This is a genomic window from Nocardioides sp. (assembly GCF_041393715.1).
In the GTDB taxonomy this organism is placed as follows: Bacteria; Actinomycetota; Actinomycetes; order Propionibacteriales; family Nocardioidaceae; genus Nocardioides.
On the sequence record NZ_JAWKJQ010000004.1, the window covers coordinates 330,510 to 350,981 of the forward strand.

The 20,472-nt window shown below is 71.6% G+C and carries 20 protein-coding genes and 3 pseudogenes; 1 reads left to right on the forward strand and 22 read right to left on the reverse strand.

Annotation, left to right across the window (positions count from 1 at the left end; genetic code table 11):
- Window positions 1-134: 134 nt before the first annotated feature.
- The 5 genes and pseudogenes from aspS to R2740_RS08800 all read right to left on the reverse strand — a co-directional run bounded on the left by aspS (window position 135) and on the right by R2740_RS08800 (window position 4,004).
- Window positions 135-1,907, reverse strand: coding sequence for an aspartate--tRNA ligase (gene aspS / locus R2740_RS08780; protein ID WP_371302297.1), 1,773 nt, complete (start codon window positions 1,905-1,907; stop codon window positions 135-137).
- Window positions 1,904-3,267 (reverse strand): annotated as a pseudogene (gene hisS, locus R2740_RS08785) (histidine--tRNA ligase). The gene aspS and the pseudogene hisS overlap by 4 nt, the downstream one beginning before the upstream one ends.
- A 6-nt stretch (window positions 3,268-3,273) precedes the next feature.
- On the reverse strand, window positions 3,274-3,528 hold the full coding sequence (locus R2740_RS08790) for an MBL fold metallo-hydrolase (protein ID WP_371302298.1): 255 nt from the start codon (window positions 3,526-3,528) through the stop codon (window positions 3,274-3,276).
- Window positions 3,516-3,848, reverse strand: coding sequence for an MBL fold metallo-hydrolase (locus R2740_RS08795; protein WP_371302299.1), 333 nt, complete (start codon window positions 3,846-3,848; stop codon window positions 3,516-3,518). Before R2740_RS08795 ends, R2740_RS08790 begins: the two co-directional genes overlap by 13 nt.
- Before the next feature lie 9 nt (window positions 3,849-3,857).
- Window positions 3,858-4,004, reverse strand: coding sequence for an MBL fold metallo-hydrolase (locus tag R2740_RS08800; protein ID WP_371302300.1), 147 nt, complete (start codon window positions 4,002-4,004; stop codon window positions 3,858-3,860).
- A gap of 112 nt (window positions 4,005-4,116) precedes the next feature.
- Here R2740_RS08800 and R2740_RS08805 point away from each other — a divergent pair, with 112 nt between their 5' ends.
- Window positions 4,117-5,346: a DUF349 domain-containing protein gene (locus R2740_RS08805; protein WP_371302301.1), complete on the forward strand. Its 1,230-nt coding sequence runs from the start codon at window positions 4,117-4,119 to the stop codon at window positions 5,344-5,346.
- Between the two features lie 18 nt (window positions 5,347-5,364).
- Here R2740_RS08805 and R2740_RS08810 read toward each other — a convergent pair whose 3' ends face one another.
- The 17 genes and pseudogenes from R2740_RS08810 to R2740_RS08890 all read right to left on the reverse strand — a co-directional run bounded on the left by R2740_RS08810 (window position 5,365) and on the right by R2740_RS08890 (window position 20,471).
- The gene (locus R2740_RS08810; RefSeq protein WP_371302302.1) at window positions 5,365-7,665 is read right to left on the reverse strand and encodes a bifunctional (p)ppGpp synthetase/guanosine-3',5'-bis(diphosphate) 3'-pyrophosphohydrolase; all 2,301 of its coding nucleotides are present in this window, start codon (window positions 7,663-7,665) and stop codon (window positions 5,365-5,367) included.
- A 29-nt stretch (window positions 7,666-7,694) separates the two neighbouring features.
- Window positions 7,695-8,213 carry an adenine phosphoribosyltransferase gene (locus R2740_RS08815; RefSeq protein WP_371302325.1) on the reverse strand — a complete coding sequence of 173 codons (519 nt, stop codon included), beginning with the start codon at window positions 8,211-8,213 and terminating at the stop codon, window positions 7,695-7,697.
- A 44-nt stretch (window positions 8,214-8,257) separates the two neighbouring features.
- Window positions 8,258-9,553: a protein translocase subunit SecF gene (gene secF / locus R2740_RS08820; protein ID WP_371302303.1), complete on the reverse strand. Its 1,296-nt coding sequence runs from the start codon at window positions 9,551-9,553 to the stop codon at window positions 8,258-8,260.
- The gene (gene secD, locus R2740_RS08825; protein WP_371302304.1) at window positions 9,553-11,286 is read right to left on the reverse strand and encodes a protein translocase subunit SecD; all 1,734 of its coding nucleotides are present in this window, start codon (window positions 11,284-11,286) and stop codon (window positions 9,553-9,555) included. Before secD ends, secF begins: the two co-directional genes overlap by 1 nt.
- A gap of 3 nt (window positions 11,287-11,289) precedes the next feature.
- On the reverse strand, window positions 11,290-11,619 hold the full coding sequence (gene yajC / locus R2740_RS08830) for a preprotein translocase subunit YajC (protein WP_371302305.1): 330 nt from the start codon (window positions 11,617-11,619) through the stop codon (window positions 11,290-11,292).
- Between the two features lie 149 nt (window positions 11,620-11,768).
- On the reverse strand, window positions 11,769-12,827 hold the full coding sequence (gene ruvB / locus R2740_RS08835) for a Holliday junction branch migration DNA helicase RuvB (protein ID WP_371302326.1): 1,059 nt from the start codon (window positions 12,825-12,827) through the stop codon (window positions 11,769-11,771).
- 52 nt (window positions 12,828-12,879) lie between these two features.
- Window positions 12,880-13,479 carry a Holliday junction branch migration protein RuvA gene (gene ruvA / locus R2740_RS08840; protein ID WP_371302306.1) on the reverse strand — a complete coding sequence of 200 codons (600 nt, stop codon included), beginning with the start codon at window positions 13,477-13,479 and terminating at the stop codon, window positions 12,880-12,882.
- Window positions 13,476-14,009: a crossover junction endodeoxyribonuclease RuvC gene (gene ruvC, locus R2740_RS08845; protein WP_371302327.1), complete on the reverse strand. Its 534-nt coding sequence runs from the start codon at window positions 14,007-14,009 to the stop codon at window positions 13,476-13,478. Before ruvC ends, ruvA begins: the two co-directional genes overlap by 4 nt.
- A 164-nt stretch (window positions 14,010-14,173) precedes the next feature.
- Window positions 14,174-14,938, reverse strand: coding sequence for a YebC/PmpR family DNA-binding transcriptional regulator (locus R2740_RS08850; protein WP_371302307.1), 765 nt, complete (start codon window positions 14,936-14,938; stop codon window positions 14,174-14,176).
- 48 nt (window positions 14,939-14,986) lie between these two features.
- A complete protein-coding gene (gene pdxT / locus R2740_RS08855; RefSeq protein ID WP_371302308.1) occupies window positions 14,987-15,604 on the reverse strand; it encodes a pyridoxal 5'-phosphate synthase glutaminase subunit PdxT in 618 nt (205 codons plus the stop codon).
- On the reverse strand, window positions 15,601-16,545 hold the full coding sequence (pdxS, locus tag R2740_RS08860; protein ID WP_371302309.1) for a pyridoxal 5'-phosphate synthase lyase subunit PdxS: 945 nt from the start codon (window positions 16,543-16,545) through the stop codon (window positions 15,601-15,603). The genes pdxT and pdxS overlap by 4 nt, the downstream gene beginning before the upstream one ends.
- Window positions 16,546-16,609: 64 nt before the next feature.
- Complete coding sequence (gene pgsA, locus R2740_RS08865; RefSeq protein WP_371302310.1) at window positions 16,610-17,227, reverse strand: phosphatidylinositol phosphate synthase; 618 nt, start codon at window positions 17,225-17,227, stop codon at window positions 16,610-16,612.
- Window positions 17,228-17,272: 45 nt separating this feature from the next.
- Window positions 17,273-17,710, reverse strand: a complete 438-nt coding sequence (locus R2740_RS08870) for an ROK family protein (protein WP_371302328.1) — start codon at window positions 17,708-17,710, stop codon at window positions 17,273-17,275.
- 41 nt (window positions 17,711-17,751) lie between these two features.
- Window positions 17,752-17,865 (reverse strand): annotated as a pseudogene (locus tag R2740_RS08875) (hypothetical protein); the annotation flags it as partial.
- Window positions 17,861-18,442 (reverse strand): annotated as a pseudogene (locus R2740_RS08880) (ROK family protein); the annotation flags it as partial. The pseudogenes R2740_RS08875 and R2740_RS08880, both read right to left, overlap by 5 nt.
- Before the next feature lie 56 nt (window positions 18,443-18,498).
- Window positions 18,499-19,743, reverse strand: a complete 1,245-nt coding sequence (locus tag R2740_RS08885) for a sugar ABC transporter permease (RefSeq protein WP_371302311.1) — start codon at window positions 19,741-19,743, stop codon at window positions 18,499-18,501.
- On the reverse strand, window positions 19,740-20,471 hold the full coding sequence (locus tag R2740_RS08890; protein WP_371302312.1) for an ATP-binding cassette domain-containing protein: 732 nt from the start codon (window positions 20,469-20,471) through the stop codon (window positions 19,740-19,742). Before R2740_RS08890 ends, R2740_RS08885 begins: the two co-directional genes overlap by 4 nt.
- Between the last annotated feature and the right edge of the window lies 1 nt (window position 20,472).

A 20,472-nucleotide genomic window follows, 5' to 3' on the forward strand; every position in this document is an offset into this window, starting at 1 on the left:
GTCCGCGGCGACCTGCACCCGGGTTGCGGGCGGGGTTGCCGGTCAAGTCCGGAAGCGACTCTATGTGAACTGCAACCCGATGAGGGTTATCGGCAGGTAACGATCTGGTCTCTCCTGGTGGTACTTCCGCAAAATCAGGACACAGGCGGGATGCTTTGCGCCGCGGGCGCGTCCACTCCGGCTTCCTTGCGCTGCTCGGCCGTGATCGGCGCAGGAGCGGCGGTCAGCGGGTCGAACCCGCCGCCCGATTTGGGGAACGCGATCACCTCGCGGATCGACTCGCTGCCCGCGAGCAGCGCCACCGTCCGGTCCCAGCCGAAGGCGATGCCGCCGTGCGGCGGTGCGCCGTAGGCGAACGCGTCCAGCAGGAAGCCGAACTTCTCCTCCGCCTCCGCCTCGTCGATGCCCATCACCGCGAACACCCGCTTCTGGACGTCCTGGCGGTGGATACGGATGGAGCCGCCACCGATCTCGTTGCCGTTGCAGACGATGTCGTAGGCCCACGCCAGGGCGGTGCCGGGGTCGGCGTCGAAGCCGTCGAGGTCCTGCGGCGAGGTGAACGCGTGGTGCACCGCGGTCCAGGCGCCGCCACCGACGGCCACGTCGCCCGCGGCGGTGGCCTCGTCGGCGGGCTCGAACAGCGGGGCGTCGACGACCCAGAGGAACGACCAGGCGTCCTCGTCGATGAGGTCGCAGCGACGGCCGATCTCCAGCCGGGCGGCGCCGAGCAGGGCGCGGCTGGCCTTCACCGGGCCCGCGGCGAAGAACACGCAGTCGCCGGGCTCGGCGCCGACGTGGGCCGCCAGCCCGGCCCGCTCCTCCTCGGAGAGGTTCTTGGCGACCGGGCCGCCGAGCTCCCCGTCGTCCTGGACGAGCACGTAGGCCAGGCCGCGGGCGCCGCGCTGCTTGGCCCACTCCTGCCAGGCGTCGAGCTGCTTGCGCGGCTGCGAGGCGCCGCCCGGCATCACCACGGCGCCGACGTAGGGGGCCTGGAAGACCCGGAACGGCGTGTCTGCGAAGTACGCCGTGCAGTCGACGAGCTCCTGCCCCATCCGCAGGTCGGGCTTGTCGGTGCCGAACCGCGCCATCGCGTCGGCGTACGTCATCCGCGGCAGCGGCCGGGGCAGCTCGTAGCCGATCAGCGCCCACACCGCCGCGAGCACGTCCTCGCCGACGGCGATCACGTCGTCCTGCTCGACGAAGCTCATCTCGATGTCGAGCTGGGTGAACTCCGGCTGCCGGTCGGCGCGGAAGTCCTCGTCGCGATAGCAGCGGGCGATCTGGTAGTAGCGCTCCAGGCCACCCACCATCAGCAGCTGCTTGAACAGCTGGGGGCTCTGCGGCAGGGCGTACCAGCTGCCCGGCTGCAACCGCGCGGGCACCAGGAAGTCGCGGGCGCCCTCGGGGGTGGACCGGGTGAGGGTGGGCGTCTCGACCTCGACGAAGCCGTGCGAGTCGAGCACGTCACGCGCCGCCTTGTTGACCTGGCTGCGCAGCCGCAGTGCCTGGTTGGGCCCGCTGCGGCGCAGGTCGAGGTAGCGGTACCTGAGCCGCGCCTCCTCCCCCACGTCGACGTGGTCGTCGATCGGGAACGGCAGCGCGGCCGCCGGGCTGAGCACCTCCACGTCGCTGGCGATCACCTCGACCTCCCCGGTCGGCAGCGCCTCGTTGGCGTTGCCGTCGGGACGCAGTGCGACCTCGCCGGTGACCTTGAGGCAGTACTCCGACCGCAGCGCGTGCGCGACCTCCTCGTCGCGCACCACCACCTGGACGACGCCGCTGGCCTCGCGCAGGTCGAGGAAGGCGACCCCGCCGTGGTCGCGCCGCCGGGCGACCCAGCCCGCCAGGGTGACGGTCTGTCCGGCGTGCTCGGCGCGGAGGGTGCCGGCGTCGTGGGTGCGGATCACTGCTGCTCCTTCGAGGACTGGGTGCTGACGATGTGCGGGTGGAGGTCGACGGTGGGTGGCGCCCAGGTCGCCGGGTCGGCCGGGACCTGGTCGCCGGAGCGGATGTCCTTGACCTCGTGGGTCCACGCGCCGGTGTCGTCGAGCCGGGGGAACCAGACGAAGGGGATGCCGCGGCGGTCGGCCGTGCGGATCTGCTTGCCGAACTTCGCGGCCGACCCCGACACCTCGGTCGGGACGCCGCGCGCCCGCAGCTGCGTGGCCACCGCGTCGCTGACCGCCCGGGACTCCTCGTCGATCACCGCGACCAGGACGGCGCTCGGGACCGGACGGCTGCCCGCGAGGACGCCGTCGGACAGCAGCGGCACCAGGGTGCGGGAGACCCCGAAGGACACCCCCACCCCGGGGTAGGTCGCGCGGCCGTCGCTGGCGAGCGCGTCGTAGCGTCCCCACCGCCGACCGACTTGAGGTGCTCGTAGCCCTCCATGAAGATCTCGACGACCGTGCCGGTGTAGTAGTCGAGCCCCCGCGCGATCCGCAGCCGGGCCTCGACCCGAACGTGGTCGTTGACGAGGTCGGACACCCCGTCGAGCACGGCGGCCACCTCGGCCAGCCCCTCGTCGAGGAGCTCGTCGGAGACCCCGAGGGCGCGGACCCGCTCCACGACGGAGGCGTCGGTGGCCACGATCGTGGCCAGGTCGAGGCAGGCCTGCGCCTGCTCGGGTGTCGCCCCTGCCACCGTGACCAGCTGCTCGGCCACCACCTCGGCCGGCTGCTTGTCGAGCTTGTCGATGACCCTGATCGCCGCGACCACGTCGGGGATGCCCAGACCGCGGTAGAAGCCCTGGATCAGCTTGCGGTTGTTGACGCAGAAGGTCAGCGGCGGCAGCGGGAGCGCGTCGAGCGCCTCGACCATCACCCGGACCACCTCGACGTCGTGGTGGAAGGGCAGCGCGTCGCGGCCGACGACGTCGACGTCGGCCTGCGTGAACTGGCGGTAGCGCCCCTCCTGGGGCCGCTCACCCCGCCAGACCGGCTGGATCTGGAAGCGGCGGAACGGGAACTCCAGGTGCCCGGCGTGCTCCAGGACGTAGCGGGCGAAGGGCACGGTGAGGTCGAAGTGCAGCCCCAGGCCCGAGTCGTCGGTCTCACCCTCGGCGGCCAGCCGGCGCAGGACGTAGATCTCCTTGTCGATCTCGCCGCCCTTGGCCAGCCGGTCCAACGGCTCGACCACGCGGGTCTCGATGTTGGCGTAGCCGTGCAGCTCGAAGCAGCGCGACAGCGACGCGATCACCTCGCGCTCGACCACCCGCTGGGCGGGCAGCATCTCGGGGAACCCACTGAGGGGCGTCACCTTGCTCATCGGGTCTCAGAGTCCTCGGGTCACGGGCGGGACGTGGCCGGCCGCGGCCTCGGCCACGTCCAGCAGGTAGGGGTTGGTGACGCGCTCGCGGCCGATCGAGGTCTGCTCCCCGTGGCCGGGCAGCACGACGACGTCGTCGTCGAGCGTGAGCACCTTGTCGCGCAGGCTGCGCAGCATCGTGGGGTGGTCGCCGCCGGGGAGGTCGGTGCGGCCGATCGAGCCGGCGAAGAGCAGGTCGCCGGAGAACATCACCGCGGACACGCCGGGCACCTCGGCGTACGGCGTCCGGAAGGTGACCGACCCCTCGGTGTGGCCGGGGTGTGGTCGACGACGAACTCCACGCCGGCCAGCTCGAGATGCTGTCCGTCGGCGAGCTCGCGCACGTCGTCGGGCTCGGCCCACGCCGCGTCGGCGTCGCCGAGCAACCCGGGCAGCATCTGCCGGGTCTCCCGCGACATGCCCGCCAGCGGGTCGGTCAGCAGGTGCCGGTCGGCGGGGTGGATCCAGGCGGTGGCGTCATAGCCGCCGGCCACCGGAGCGACGCACCACATGTGGTCGAGGTGGCCATGGGTGACCAGCACGGACACCGGCTAGAGCCGGTGCTCGCGCACCACCTCGGCCACGCCCTCGGCGGCGTCCTTGCCGGGGTCGACCACCACGCACTCGGCGCCGGGCCCGGTCGCCACGACGTAGCAGTTGGTGGCCCACGGGCCGGCGGGGAAGCCTGCGATCAACACCCGGGCAGACTACCGACCGCGGGGGGCTGCCTCCGCATCGCCACGGACGGCCATGACTAGCATGGTCCCTGCGCGTCGGCGGTGACGCGTGCCGGACGAAGAGGGAACCAACGTGACGAGCCATGAGTGGGGACGCGTCGCCGACGACGGCACCGTGTTCGTGCGCACCGCCGACGGGGAGCGCTCCGTCGGCCAGTATCCCGAGGGCACGCCCGAGGAGGCTCTGAAGTTCTACACCGACCGTTTCGACGCGCTCGCGTTCGAGGTCGGGCTCCTCGAGCAGCGGGTCCGCGCCGGCGTGCTCAGCCCCGAGGAGGCCACCTCGTCGGTCAAGACGGTGCGCGAACAGGTCACCGATGCCAACGCCGTCGGCGACCTGACCGCGCTGGCCGGCCGGCTGGACTCCCTCTCCCCCGTCATCGCCGAGCAGCGCGAGGCCCGCAAGGTCGAGCGCGCCGCCAAGGCCGAGGAGTCGCGGGCCGAGAAGGAGCGCATCGTGGGCGTCGCCGAGAAACTCGCCGACAGCAACGACTGGCGCCACGGCGCCAACCGGCTGCGCGAGCTGCTCGACGAGTGGAAGGCCTTGCCCCGGCTCGACCGCGCCTCCGACGACGCGTTGTGGCGCCGCTTCTCCACCGCCCGGACCGCCTACACCCGCCGCCGCAAGGCGCACTTCGCCGAGCAGCAGGAGCGCCGTGAGGGCGCCCGGGTGGTCAAGGAGCGGCTGGTCGTCCGCGCCGAGGAGCTCGCCGGCTCCACCGACTGGGGTCCCACCTCCGGTGCGTTCCGCGACCTGATGCGCGAGTGGAAGGCCGCCGGCCCCGCGCCCCGCGACGTCGACGAGTCGCTGTGGCAGCGCTTCCGCGGCGCACAGGACTCCTTCTTCGGGGCCCGTGACGCCGCCAACGCCAAGGTCGACGAGGAGTACGCCGCCAACGCGAAGGTCAAGGAGGAGCTGCTCGTCGAGGCCGAGGCACTGCTGCCGGTCACCGACCTGGAGGCGGCGAAGCGCAGCCTGCGCAGCATCGCCGAGCGCTGGGACGCCGCGGGCAAGGTGCCCCGCGACCGGATGAAGGAGCTCGAGGGCCGGATCCGCAAGGTGGAGCAGGCGGTCCGGTCCCTGGAGGACGAGCAGTGGCGGCGCAGCGACCCGGAGAAGTCCGCCCGCGCCGACGACATGGTGAGCCAGCTCGAGAGCGCGATCGCCAAGATCGAGGCCGACCTCGACAAGGCGCGCGCCGCGGGCGAGGCGAAGAAGGTCACCGAGCTCGAGGAGAACCTCGCCTCGCGGCAGCAGTTCCTCGAGATGGCCCGCCGGGCCTCCGACGAGTTCACCGGCTGACTCCCGGCCCGGCCGGGGCTACTGGGTGACGCGGTAGGCGTCGAAGACGCCCGGCACGTTGCGCACCGCCTTGAGCACTGTGTCGAGGTGGGTGGCGTCGGCCATCTCGAAGCTGAAGCGGCTCTTCGCGACCCGGTCGCGAGTGGTGGTCAGGTGGGCGCTGAGGATGTTCACGTGGGCGTCGGAGAGCGCCATGGTGATGTCGGAGAGCAGGCGCGCGCGGTCGAGCGCCTCCACCTGGATGTTGACGAGGTACGTCGACTGCGACGTGGGCGCCCACTCCACCTCGACCAGCCGCTCCGGCTGCCGCTGCAGGTCGGCGGCGTTGGTGCAGTCGGTGCGGTGGACCGAGACGCCGCCGCCCTTGGTGACGAAGCCGAGGATCGGGTCGCCCGGCACCGGCGTGCAGCACTTGGCGAGCTTGACCCACAGGTCACCGACGCCCTTGACCACGACGCCGGTGTCGCCGACCGGGGTGACCTTGGCGCGACCGCGCCGGCCGGTGATCGTGACGCCCTCGGCGAGGTCCTCGCGGGCGCCCTCGTCGCCGCCGTGCAGGTCGATGACCCGACGCACCACCGCCTGCGCGCTGAGGTTGCCCTCGCCGACGGCGGCATAGAGGGCCGACACGTCGGAGATGTTGAAGTGCTGGGCGGCGAGCGTCAGTGACTCGTGGGTGAGCACCCGCTTGAGGCCGACACCCTCCTTGCGGACCAGCTTGGCGATCTGCTCCTTGCCGCGCTCGATGGCCTCCTCGCGCCGCTCCTTGGTGAACCACTGACGGATCTTGGAGCGGGCCCGGGGCGACTTGACGAAGTTGAGCCAGTCGCGCGACGGGCCGGCGTTGGGGTTCTTCGAGGTGAAGACCTCGACCACGTCACCGTTGTCGAGGCGGGACTCCAGCGGCACCAGGCGGCCGTTGACCCGGGCGCCGATGGTGTGGTGACCGACCTCGGTGTGGACGGCGTACGCGAAGTCGACGGGGGTGGCGCCGGCGGGCAGCGCCTGGACGTCGCCGCGCGGGGTGAAGACGTAGACCTCGGCACGGTTGATCTCGAAGCGCAGCGACTCCAGGAACTCTCCCGGGTCCTCCACGTCGCTCTGCCAGTCGAGCAGCTGACGCACCCAGGTCATGTCGTCGAGGTCACCGGGGCGCTCGGTGTCCTGGCCGGCGCGCCCGGCCTCCTTGTACTTCCAGTGGGCGGCGACGCCGTACTCCGCCCGCCGGTGCTGGGCGTAGGTGCGGATCTGCAGCTCGACCGGCTTGCCCTGCGGGCCGATCACCGTCGTGTGCAACGACTGGTACATGTTGAACTTCGGCATCGCGACGTAGTCCTTGAACCGGCCGAGCACCGGGTTCCAGCGGGCGTGCAGGATGCCGAGGACGGCGTAGCAGTCCTGGTCCTCGTCGACCAGGATGCGGATGCCGACCAGGTCGTGGATGTCGGAGAACTCGCGGCCGCCGACGATCATCTTCTGGTAGATCGAGTAGTAGTGCTTGGGCCGGCCCGTCACCGTCGCCTTGATCCGCGCCTCACGCAGGTCGGCCTCCACCTGGTGGATCACCTGGGCAAGGAACTGGTCTCGTGAGGGCGCCCGCTCGGCGACCATCCGCACGATCTCGTCGTAGATCTTCGGATGCAGGGTCGCGAAGGCGAGGTCCTCCAGCTCCCACTTGATGGTGTTCATGCCCAGTCGGTGGGCGAGCGGGGCGTAGATGTCGAGCGTCTGTCGCGCGGTGCGCTCCTGCGACTCGCGCTTGACGTAGCGCAGCGTGCGCATGTTGTGGAGCCGGTCGGCCAGCTTGATGACCAGCACCCTGATGTCGCGGGCCATCGCGACGATCATCTTGCGGATCGTCTCGGCCTCGGCGGTCTCGCCGTACTGCACCTTGTCGAGCTTGGTGACGCCGTCGACGAGGGCGGCGACCTCGGCGCCGAAGTCGGCGGTCAGCTCCTCCAGCGTGTAGGGCGTGTCCTCGACCGTGTCGTGCAGCAGCGCCGCCACCAGCGTCGGCTCGGTCATGCCGATGTCGGCCAGGATGGTGGTCACGGCGAGCGGGTGGGTGATGTAGGGGTCGCCGCTCTTGCGCATCTGCCCGCGGTGGTAGCGCTCTGCGGTGGTGTAGGCGCGCTCGAGGAGCGCGAGGTCGGCCTTGGGATGGTTGGCGCGGACGGCGTTGAACAGCGGGTCGAGGACCGGGTTTCGGTCCTGGCTGCGGGTGCCGATCCGGGCGATCCGAGCGCGCATGCCGCGCGGGGTGAGGACGGGCTCGGAGACCCGCTGGCGCGGGCTCTCGACGGCCGGGTCCTCGGTCATTGACCCAGTCTAGGGGCCGACCGGTGTGGCTAGACGGTGGCCAGCACCGTCAGCGGCAGACCGCCGACCGCCTCACGGCCCGGCAGCGCGCCGAGCTCCATCAGCACCGAAACCGCCTGCGTCACGCCACCACACAGGTCGACCAGCTGCCGGGTCGCGGCGACGGTGCCGCCGGTGGCCAGTACGGCGTCGACGAGCAGCACCCGCTCGCCCGGGTCGATGGCGTCGGTGTGGATCTCCAGGGTGGCCTGGCCGTACTCCAGGTCATAGGACACCGCGTGGCACTCGCGGGGCAGCTTGCCGGCCTTGCGGACGGGCACGAACCCGATGCCCAGGGCGAGCGCCACCGGGGCGCCCAGGATGAAGCCGCGCGACTCCATGCCGACGACCTTGTCGACGACCGTGGCACCGGAGGCGTCGCGGCCCGCCGAGGCCAGTGCCTCGATGACCGTGGTGAACGCCGTGTGGTCGGCCAGCATCGGGCTGATGTCGCGGAACAGGATGCCGGGCTCGGGGAAGTCGGGCACCTCGATGACCAGCCGCTCCATGGCGGCCACCGCCCGGGCGATCACGTCGTCGGCGGAACCGGCGCTCACTTCTTGCCCCGCTTCGCCCGTGACTCGCGCGCGGGTTGGGCGCGACCGGCCGACCCGCTGCGCCGCACCTCGCCTCGGGGCGTGGGCGTGACCCGGCCCTTGCCCATCGCGGGCTGCGAGCGGGTCGGCCGCTCGTCGGCGTCCGCGTCCAGGTCATCGTCCAGGTCATCGGTCGGGTCGTCGGTCGGGTCGCCGTCGAGCACCTCGACCGACCCGGCCAGGCGAGCCCCCGACGCGTCGGGGTCGGTGTAGATCGGCATGTCCTCGGCGAACGCCGGCACGCTGGCGTAGCGGTCGGCCTGGTGCTTCTTGCGCGCCTTGGCCCGGCGGTCGGCCTCCTGGATCGGCTTCTCCATCGACTTCAGGTGAACCAGCAGCGGCGTGGCCACGAAGATGGAGGAGTAGGTGCCGGCCGCCATGCCGACGAACAGGGCGAGCGACAGGTCCTTCAGTGACCCGGAGCCGAGCTGGACGACGCCGACGTAGAGGATGGCCGCGACGGGGAGCAGCGCGACCAACGAGGTGTTGATCGAGCGGACCAGGGTCTGGTTGACGGCCAGGTTGGACGCCTCGGCGTAGGTCATGTGGGTCTTGCGGAGGTTCTTGGTGTTCTCGCGCACCTTGTCGAAGACCACGACGGTGTCGTAGAGCGAGAAGCCGAGGATGGTCAGCAGACCGGTGACCGTGGCCGGCGTGACCTCGAAGCCGGACCAGGCATAGACGCCGATGGTGATCACCAGGTCGTGGGCGAGCGCCACCAAGGCGGCGACGCTCATCTTCCACTCCCGGAAGTAGAGCGCGATGAACAGCGCCACCAGCACCAGGAACACGGTCAGGCCGATCAGCGACCGTTTGGCCACCGTCTTGCCCCAGCTCGGTCCGACCTCTGACTGGTTGATGTCGGTCTTGGCGTCGACGCCCACCGTCGACGCGATGGCCTCCACGACCTGCTGGCTCTCCGCGGAGGTGAGCGGCTGGGTCTGGACGTCGATGGCCTCCTGGCCGGAGGTCGAGACGACCGGGGCCTTGGCGTTGTCGATGCCGGTGGCCGCGACCGCCTCACGGAGCTTGTCGGCGTTGTCCTGGGTGACCTGGTCGCTCGGCAGGCTGACCTTGAACTGGGCGCCACCGACGAACTCGATGCCGAAGTCGAGCGGCTTGACCTGCAGGCCCACCGCCGCGACGAGCACGATGACGCCCGAGATGGCGTACCACAGCCACCTGCGCCCGACGAACTCGATCGAACGACGGCCGGAGTAGAGGTCACCGCCCCAACGGGAGAATCTGCTCATCAGGCCCTCCCTCCTGCCGGCAGCCGGTCGAGGCCGAGGTTCTCGGCGTCCAGGCCGGACAGCTTGTGGCCCTTGTTGAAGAACGGGAAGTGCGCCAGCCAGGAGACCAGCGGGTGGGTGAACCAGAAGAACACCACCAGGTCGATGACCGTGGACAGACCGAGGGCGAACGCGAAGCCCTTCACCACGCCGGTCGCGGCGACGTAGAGGACGATGGCGGCCATCAGGGAGACGGTGTCGGCGGCCAGACAGGTGTTCCGGGCACGCTTCCAGCCCGCCTCGACCGCGACCCGCATCGACTTGCCGTCGCGCATCTCGTCGCGGATCCGCTCGAAGTAGACGATGAAGGAGTCGGCGGTGATGCCGACCGCGACGATCAGACCCGCGATGCCCGGCAGGGTCAGCGTGAAGCCCGCGGTCTTGCTGAGCAGCATCACCATCGCGTAGGTCAGCGCCGCGGCCACCAGGAGAGAGGCGATGACGACGACGCCGAGGCCGCGGTAGTAGACCAGGCAGTAGAGCATCACCAGCGCGAGCCCCACCAGGCCCGCGGTGATCCCCGCCTGGAGCTGGTTGCCGGCCAGGCTGGGGCCGATGGTCTCGAACGTGGGGTCCTCGAAGGACACGGGGAGCGCACCGAACTTCAGGCTGGTGGCCAGGCTCTGGGCCTCGGCCTGGCTGAAGCTGCCGCTGATCTCGGCCTGGCCGTTGGTGATCAGCCCGTTCATGGTGGGCGCGCTGATCACCTGACCGTCGAGCACGATCGCGAACTGCCGCTGCGTGCCGACCAGCTCGCGCGAGATGTCGGCGAAGACCTTGGTGGCCTCCTTGTTGAAGTCGAGCTGGACGACCCACTCGACGCTCTGCTGGTTGGGGGCACCCGCGTCGGCCGAGTCGAGCTGGGTGCCCTCGATCATCGCGACCGAGAGGAGGAACTTGTTGCCGTTGCCGTCGCAGGTGATCAGCGGCTTGTCGGGGTCGTCCTTGACGTCGGCGGCCTCGCCGGGAGCGGGGCAGGTGAACTTCGCGAACTTGTCGAGCCACTCCTGGCCCGGGCTCTGCGACCACAGCAACGGCTGGTCGATCGGCACCGACCCGTCGGCGGGCTGGTCAGTGGGCGTGTCGGACGGGGAGTCGGTCGCGGAGGCTGACGGCTCTGCGGAGGGCGAGGCACTGCCGGTGGCCGCCGCCTTGCCGGCGTACGGCGCGCGGCCGGCGGGTGTGGCGGTGGGGCTGGCCCCGTCGCTGGCCCCGTCGCTGGCCCCGTCGCTGGCCCCGTCGCTCGCGCTGGCACTGGCGGACGGGCTCTCGGGCAGCAGCACGCCCGCTCCGGGCGAGGGCGAGGAGCTCTCGGTCACCGAGCCCGAGGACGAGGCGGCGGACTGGGCGACGATCCGGAACCGCAGCTGGGCCTGACGGGCCACGGTGTCGACGAGGTCGGCTCGGGAGGAGCCGGGGATCTCCACGATGACGTAGCGGTTGTCCGCGGTGGTGACCTCGGCCTCGCTCACGCCGCTGCCGTTGACGCGGGAGTCGATGATCTGGGCGGCCTGGTCGAGGCTCTCGGCGGTGACGTCACCCTTCGCCGTGAGCTGGATGCGGGTGCCGCCCTGGAGGTCGAGGCCGAGGGCGGGCTTCCAGCTGCCGGCGAGGGCGACCAGCCCGTAGGCGATCGCCATGCCGAGGAAGAACATCCCCAGGGTGCGCCCGGGGCGGTATCTGTTGGCTGCCACGTGTCAGCTCTCCGTGTCGAGGTCGCCGGGGCCGGTCTCGTCGGTGTCGTCGAGTGCCGCGCCCGGCTGGCCGGCCGGGGCGACCACCTTGGCCACCGCGCCGCGGGCGACGCTCACCACGACGGCGTCGGCCAGCTCGACCCTGAGGCGCTCGTCGTCGAGTGCGCGCACGGTGCCGAAGAAGCCCGAGGTCAGCATCACCTCGTCGCCGACGCCCAACGCACTCTGGAGGGCGGCCAGGTCACGGTTGCGGCGCATGGTCGGGCGGATCATCAGCAGGTAGATCAGCAGGAAGATCCCGATGAGCGGCAAGAGCTGGACGAGCTCTTTCACGCGGACACACAACCTCTCGAACAGACGGTGAGGACGACTGGGTCGGGCGGGCTCGGCGCGGCGGGCCTCGGCTCGACCAACGGTGAAGTGTAGCCGTGGGTTCCCGTCAGCATGCATTCACCACGCCTCATCCAGGCGGGTGGGCTGGATCAGTCGTCCCCGCCGTCGTCGAACAGGGTGGCGTCGGCGACCTGCGCGGCGGCCGGCACGGCCAGGCCGAGGTGCTGCCAGGCGGCGGGCGTGGCGACCCTGCCGCGCGGCGTACGGGCCAGGAAGCCGGAGCGGACCAGGAACGGCTCGGCCACCTCCTCGACGGTCTCGCGCTCCTCACCGACGGCGACCGCCAACGTGGAGAGCCCCACCGGGCCGCCGCCGAACCGACGGCAGAGGACGTCGACCACGGCGCGGTCGAGACGGTCGAGCCCGGACTCGTCGACCTCGTAGAGCTCCAGGGCGGCCTGCGCCACCGGCAGCGACACCACGCCGTCGGCACGGACCTGGGCATAGTCGCGGACCCGGCGGAGCAGCCGGTTGGCGATGCGCGGAGTGCCCCGGGAACGGGAGGCGATCTCGGCGGTGCCCTCGTCGAGCGCGTCGATGTCGAGCAGGCGCGCGGACCGCTGGACGATCTCGTCGAGCTCCTCGGGCTCGTAGAACTCCAGATGGGCGGTGAAGCCGAAGCGGTCGCGCAGCGGCCCGGGCAGCAGACCGGCCCGGGTGGTGGCGCCGACCAGGGTGAACGGCGGGATCTCCAGCGGGATCGCGGTGGCCCCCGGGCCCTTGCCGATGACGACGTCGACCCGGAAGTCCTCCATCGCCATGTAGAGCATCTCCTCGGCCGGCCGCGACATCCGGTGGAGCTCGTCGACGAAGAGCACGTCGCCCTCGTTGAGGCCGGACAGGATGGCGGCCAGGTCGCCGGCGTGGGTGATCGCGGGCCCGCTGGTCAGCCGCAGCGGCACGCTCATCTCGTGGGCGATGATCATCGCCAGCGTGGTCTTGCCGAGACCGGGCGGCCCGGACAGCAGCACATGGTCGGGCGGCCGCTGCCGCTGCCGAGCGGCCTCGAGCACCAGCCCGAGCTGGGCACGCACCCGCCCCTGACCGACCACCTCGTCGAGGCTGCGCGGCCGCAGCGCTGCCTCGATGGTGCGCTCGTCGCCCTCGGCCTCGGCCGCGGTGAGGGACCGGAGGTGGGTCTCCTCCATCGCCTCGAGGTCGTCGTCGTGCCTCGGGTCGGGCATCGGGTCGGGCACCGCCTCAGGCCTTGCTCAGGGTGCGCAGGGCGGCGCGCAGCAGCGCACCGACATCGGGGGCGTCGTCGGCGTCGGGGGCGACGGCGTCGACGGCCTTTTCCGCCTCCCTGGCCGACCAGCCCAGCCCGACCAGCCCCTGGTGGACCTGGTCACGCCAGCCGGCGGCGGTGGACGCGGCGCCTCCGGGCGTACGCCGGCCGGAGGGGGCGCCGATGCGGTCCTTGAGCTCCAGGATGATCCGCTGGGCGCCCTTCTGGCCGATGCCGGGGACCCGGGTCAGGGTCTTGACGTCCTCACCGGCGACCGCGGCGCGGAGGTCGTCGGGCGGCAGCACCGCAAGCATCGACTGGGCCACCTTGGGACCGACGCCCGACGCGGTCTGCAGCAGCTCGAAGAGACCCTTCTCGTCGTCGTCGAGGAAGCCGAACAGGGTCAGCGAGTCCTCGCGGACCACCATGCTCGTCGGCAGAGTGGCCGGCTGACCGGCGCGCAGGGTCGCGAGCGTGCCCGGCGTGCACTGCAGCTCGATGCCGACGCCCCCCACCTCCACCACGGCGCTGGTGAGGGTCACGGCGGCGACCTTGCCCTGGACGAAGGCGATCATCGGGCTCCTCCCGCGGCGGCGATCCGGCGCTCGTGCTGGGCGACGGCTGCCTCCAGCCGCGACTGGGCGCCACCGCGCCAGATGTGGGTGATGGCCAGCGCCAGCGCGTCGGCGGCGTCGGCGGGCTTGGGAGCGGCCTCGAGCCGCAGGATCCTGGCCACCATCGCGCCGACCTGGGCCTTGGCGGCCCGGCCGCTGCCGGACACCGCGGCCTTGACCTCGCTCGGCGTGTGCAGGGCCAGCGGGATGCCACGTCGGGCGGCCGCGACCATGGCGATGCCGCTGGCCTGGGCGGTGCCCATGATCGTGCTGGAGTCGGAGCGCGCGAAGACCCGCTCCACGGCGACGGCGTCGGGGGCGAACTCGTCGAGCCAGGCGTCGATGCCCTTCTCGATCGTCACCAGCCGCTCGGCCACCGGCCGGTCGGCGCTGGTGCGGAGCACGTTGACGTCGACCAGGCGCAGGGGTCGCCCTACCTGACCCTCGACGACGCCCAGGCCGCATCGGGTCAGTCCGGGGTCGATGCCCAGCACCCGCATGGGTCTGCCTCCTGGCGGTCCGCTGGTCTCCGGGCACCCGTCGTACGAGCGCCGTCCGAACGTGTGTTCGGGAGCCCACGCTAGCCCGGGTGCCGTGCCGGTCGTCGTACGACACGCGGCGGGGGTGTGCTCGTTCACCAACCGCCCGGCCGGCCTCAGGCGTCCAGCGCCGCCAGCACCTCGTCGGGGATGTCGGCGTTGGAGAAGACGTTCTGCACGTCGTCGCAGTCCTCGAGCGCGTCGACGAGGCGGGTGAACTTGCCCGCGGAGTCGGCGTCGAGGGTCACCTGCATGTCCGGGACGAACTCGGCCTCGGCGGAGTCGTAGTCGAGACCGGCCTCCTGCAGCGCGGAGCGTACGCCGACCAGGTCGGTGGCCTCGGAGATGACCTCGAAGGCCTCCCCGAGGTCGTTGACCTCCTCGGCGCCCGCGTCGAGCGTCGCCTCGAGCACGTCGTCGTCGGACACCTGCCTGCCCTCCTGCTCCTTGGGGACGATCACCACGCCCTTGCGGTTGAACAGGAACGACACCGACCCCGGGTCGGCCAGCGAGCCGCCGTTGCGGGTGGTCGCGGTGCGCACCTCCATGGCGGCGCGGTTGCGGTTGTCGGTCAGGCACTCGATGAGCAGCGCGACGCCGGCGGGGCCGTAGCCCTCGTACATGATCGTCTGGTAGTCCGCTCCCCCGGCCTCCGCGCCGGACCCCCGCTTGACCGCGCGGTCGATGTTGTCGTTGGGGACCGAGGACTTCTTGGCCTTCTGGATCGCGTCGTAGAGCGTCGGGTTGCCGGCGGGGTCGCCGCCGCCCGACCGCGCCGCCACCTCGATGTTCTTGATCAGCTTGGCGAACAGCTTGCCGCGCCGGGCGTCGATCACGGCCTTCTTGTGCTTGGTGGTCGCCCACTTGGAGTGGCCAGACATGCGTCCTCTTCTTGCTCGTCGTACGTCGGGTGGCGCGCGGCTCGGCGCTCAGCCGCCGCGGACCAGGTCCACGAACAGCGCGTGCACCCGGGTGTCGCCGCCCACCTCGGGGTGGAACGCCGTCGCCATCAGGTGGCCCTGCCGGACCGCGACGATCCTACCCACGGCCGGGCCGCGCTCCACCCGGGCGAGCACCTCGACGTCGTCGCCGACCCGCTCGACCCACGGGGCGCGGATGAAGATCGCGTGCACCGGGTCGGCCAGCCCCGCGAAGGCCAGATCGCCCTCGAAGGAGTCGACCTGCCGCCCGAAGGCGTTGCGCCGCACCGTGATGTCGAGGCCGCCGACGGTCTCCTGACCGGCGATGCCGTCCTCGATCCGGTCGGCCAGCAGGATCATCCCCGCGCAGGTCCCGAAGGTCGGCATGCCGGTCTTGACCCGGTCGCGCAGGGGCTCGAGCAGCTCGAAGGTGCGGGCCAGCTTGGCCATCGTGGTGGACTCCCCGCCGGGGATCACGAAGCCGTCGCAGCGGGCCAGCTCGGTCGGCCGGCGTACGGCGAGGGGCTCGGCGCCGACGGCCGCCAACGCCTGGAGGTGCTCCCGTACGTCGCCCTGCAGGGCGAAGACCCCGACGACCGGGCGGCCGCTCGTGAGCGAGCCGCTCACCACCCACGCTCGGCGAGCCGGTGCGGCTGCGGGATCTCCTCGACGTTGATGCCGACCATCGCCTCGCCGAGCCCACGGCTGACCTTGGCGACCACGTCGGGGTCGTCGAAGAACGTCGTGGCCTTGACGATGGCCTCGGCGCGCTGGGCGGGGTTGCCGGCCTTGAAGATGCCGGAGCCGACGAAGACGCCCTCGGCGCCGAGCTGCATCATCATCGCGGCGTCGGCCGGCGTGGCGATGCCACCCGCGGTGAACAGCACGACGGGCAGCTTGCCGGCGGCGGCGACCTCCTTGACCAGCTCGTAGGGCGCCTGCAGCTCCTTGGCGGCGACATAGAGCTCGTCGTCGGGCAGACCCTGGAGCCGGCGCAGCTCGTCGCGGATGGTGCGCATGTGGGTCACCGCGTTGGAGACGTCGCCGGTGCCGGCCTCGCCCTTGGAGCGGATCATCGCGGCGCCCTCGGTGATCCGGCGCAGCGCCTCGCCGAGGTTGGTCGCGCCACACACGAAGGGCACCGTGAAGGACCACTTGTCGATGTGGTGGGCGTAGTCGGCCGGGGTGAGCACCTCGGACTCGTCGATGTAGTCGACGCCGAGGCTCTGCAGCACCTGCGCCTCGGCGAAGTGGCCGATCCGCGCCTTGGCCATCACCGGGATCGACACCGCGGCGACGATGCCGTCGATCATGTCGGGGTCGCTCATCCGGGACACGCCGCCCTGGGCACGGATGTCGGCCGGGACGCGCTCGAGCGCCATCACGGCGACGGCACCGGCGTCCTCGGCGATCTTGGCCTGCTCGGGGGTGACCACGTCCATGATCACGCCGCCCTTGAGCATCTCCGCCATGCCGCGCTTCACGCGGGAGGTGCCGACCTCGGGAGCGGCCTCGGAGAGGGTCTGGTCAGCGGTCGTCGGGGTGCTGGTGGTGTCGCCTGGTGCCATGTCTCCATCGTACGGGGGACGGCGGCTGAATCGTCATTCGGTGGTGGCCGGCGGCAGCCCCCGTTCAGCCGGCCGCCGCGGCCTGGGCCTGCCGGCGTACGACCAAGATCCGCTGGGCCACCGTCACCGTGCTCGCGACCGCCAGCGCCCACAGGGCGATCTCGATCAGCACCGGCCAGCCGAGCAGCCCACTCAGCCCGGTCATCACCAGGATCGCGACCAGCCGGTCGGCGCGCTCGGCGATGCCGACCTTGGCCTCGAAGCCGAGGGCCTCGGCGCGAGCGCGGGCGTACGACGTCACGTTGCCCATCACCAGGCAGACCAGCGAGAGCCCGAGGTAGAGGCGGCTGTCGCCGTCCCACGCGAACCACAACGCGAGCCCCGAGAAGACCGCCGCGTCGCCGAGCCGGTCCAGCGTGGAGTCGAGGAACGCCCCGAAGGAGCTGGTGCGTCCCGACTCGCGGGCCATGTGACCGTCGACGAGATCGCTGAAGACGAAGGCGGTGATCACCAGGACCCCGACGAAGAACTCACCCCGCGGGAAGAACCAGAGCGCCGCGGCCGACACGCCCAGCGTGCCGACCAGGGTGACCGCGTCGGGACTCACCCCCAGCCGCAGCAGCAGCCGCGCGATCGGTGCGGCGATGACCTTGGTCCAGAAGGCGCGGAATGGCTCGAGCATGGCGGCAGCAGGCTATCGGTCGTGCGGGACGCCGCCTGCGACGCCTCACCCCACCGTCTGCGACGCCTCGGCGAGAACCTCGCGGGGACGGACGCCGGCGGGGTTGGCGAGCAGCGGCGTGAAGGCCAGCTCGGCGGCACCCACCAGCGGGGCGTCGGCGTGCAGCGGCGAGGCGGTGATGAGCACCTCGCTGCGCGGGGTCATCAGCGTCCACCGGTCGAGCACCTCGTTGATCCGCGCCTCGCGGGCCTCGAACACGTCGGCGAGGTGGCCGCCGAGGACGATCACCTCGGAGTTGAAGAGGTTGATCACCGCCCGCAGACCCACGCCGGTCCACTCGGCGACCTCGTCGAGGGCCGCGCCAGCTGCGGCTCGCCGGCCGCCGCGGCCGCGATCACCTCCGCGACCGCCTCGGGCCCGCCGCCCGGCAGCCGACCGGCCAGGGTGAGGCGCTGGTTCTCGCCGACCTTGGTCTCCCAGCATCCGGTGTTTCCGCACGGGCACCTCGGTCCGTTGCTGTCGACCAGCAGGTGACCGACCTCGCCGGCGTACCCGCTGGCGCCGGCGAGCGGCACCCCACCGACCAGGAAGCCGCCGCCGATGCCGACGCTGCCCGCTGAGGTAGGCGATGTCGTCACGACCCCGGCCGCTGCCCCGCAGATGCTCGGCGAGCGCGCCGAGATCGGCGTCGTTGCCGGTCGAGACGGGCAGACCGAGCCGGTGGTGCAGGATGTCGGTGAACGGCTCCTCGACCCAGCCGAGGTTGGGCGCGAACCGGACCAGGCCGTCCCCGGCGCGCACCGCCCCGGGCACGGAGACGCCGACGCCGTGGCAGCGCACCCGCGGGTGCGCGCCGAGCACGGCGGTGACCATCTGAGCCACCGACTCGACCACATGGACGACGTCGTGCTCGCCGCGCTGGTGCGGCCGCTGCCGACGCTCGAGCTCCGCGCCGCCGAGGGCGACGAGAGCGACCACGATGCGGTCGACGCTGAGGTCGATCGCGACCACGGCGTTGTCCTCGCGCGGCGCCACCACGAGGGAGGGGCGCCCGGAACGCCCCTCCGCCGTGGCGACGTCCTCGGAGATCAGCCCGAGCTCCTCCAGCGCGGAGGCGAGATCGCCGATGGTGCTGCGGTTGAGCCCCAGCTCCTTCGTCAGTGCCGCCCGAGACGTCGGACCCGACACATGGACCCGGGAGAGGAGCTGGCTCATGTTGTTGCGGCGCAGCTCCTCCTGCCCGATGCCCGTGCGCTTCTTGGGCACGACCGCTACGCCCGTCCGGACGCTGCTGCCTGCCTCCGGCTGATGGCGTCGACGCTGGCGGCGATCAGCAGCACCAGGCCGGTGATCATGTAGATGTTGCCCGTCGACTGCTGCATCAGGCCCATGCCGTTGCCGATCACCGTCATCACCAGACCACCGATCACCGCGTCGACCGCGCGGCCCTTGCCACCGAAGAGGCTGGTCCCGCCGATCACGGCGGCGCCCACGGCGAACAGTAGCGTGGTGTTGCCGCCGGTCGTCGGCGACACGGAGTTGTCGCGGCTGGCGATCAGGATGCCCGCGAGCGCCGCGAAGGCGCCGTTGACGATGAAGCAGCTGAGCTTGATCCACGCCACGTTGATGCCGGCGCGGCGGGCGGCCTCGGCGTTGCCGCCGACCGCGAAGACGTGCCGACCCCAGGCCGTCTTGGTGAGCGCCAGGGTGGCCACCACCAGGAGCCCCGCGACCAGCGCGAGCACGATCGGCACGCCCTTGATCGACTTGAGGGTCGGGTTGGGTCCGCGCTCGATGGAGAGGTAGAACACCGTCGCCAGCACGAGCGCCGCGAGCACCCCGGTCTTCAGCGCCCACAGCGACGTCGGCTGGCTGTGCAGGCCGGCGGCCCGCCGCCTGGCGTTCGTGCGCCAGGTCAGGCCGGCGTACGCGAGGACGCCGACGATCGCGAGCGTCCAGCCCAGCCACACCGGCATCGCGTTGTTGTTGAGCGCCAGGATGGTCTCGTTGCGGTAGGCGATGGTGCCGCCCTCGCCGATGATCACCAGCATCGCGCCCTGCAGGCCGAGGAAGAACGCCAGTGTCACCACGAAGGACGGGATCCCGAGCCTGGCCACCAGGATGCCGATCACGGCACCGAGCGAGGCTCCGACCAGGATGCCGACCACCAGCGAGGGCACGGCCGACCAGCCGTGCCGCGTCATGACCACGCCCATCACGGCCGCCGAGGTGCCGCCGATGTAGCCCGCCGACAGGTCGATCTCGCCGAGCAGCAGCACGAAGATCAGGCCCATGGCCAGCACGACGATGGACGAGGACTGGTTGATGAGGTTGGCGAAGTTGAAGGGGCCGGTGAACCGCCCGGGCCGCAGCACCGAGAAGACGGCCACCAGCGCCAGCAGACCGAGGATGGCGGGGAGGGCGCCGACGTCGCCGCCCCGGATCTTGGTGAGGTAGTCGGAGACGATGCCGCGGGCCTCGTTGTCGACCACGTCGGGGTTCGCGGTGGTGCTCATGCGTCCTCCTCCGGGGTCGTGGGGGCGTCGGACGCCGAGCGCCCGTGCTTCCCGCTCTGGCCGCCGGTGATCAGCTCGACCACCTGGTTGGAGGTCACCTCGTCCTTGCGGACCTGGGCGACCATCTCGCCGAGGTAGAGCACGGCAATGTCGTCGGCGACCTGCATCACGTCGTTGAGGTTGTGGCTGATCAGGATCACGCCGAGGCCGTTGTCGGCCAGCCGGCGGACCAGCCGCAGGACCTGCTCGGTCTGGGCGACGCCGAGCGCGGCCGTGGGCTCGTCGAGGATCACGACCTTGGAGTTCCACAGCACGGCCCGGGCGATGGCGACGGTCTGTCGCTGGCCGCCGGAGAGCGAGGCGACGGCCGTGCGCACCGACTTGAGGGTGCGCACCGAGAGGCCGTCGAGGGTCTCGCGCGCCCTGGCCTCCATGCTGTCCTCGTCGAGGAAGCCGGCACTGGCGACCTCGCGGCCGAGGAACATGTTGTGGACGACGTCGAGGTTGTCGCACAGCGCGAGGTCCTGGTAGACGACCTCGATGCCGAGGGCGTTGGCCTCTCGCGGGCCGTGCACCTTGACCGGCTTGCCCTCGAACTCGTAGTCGCCGGCGTCGAAGGCGTGGATGCCGGCGATGCCCTTGATCAGGGTGCTCTTGCCGGCGCCGTTGTCACCGACCAGCGCGGTGACCTGGCCGCGGCGTACGTCGAGGTCGACGCCGCGCAGCACG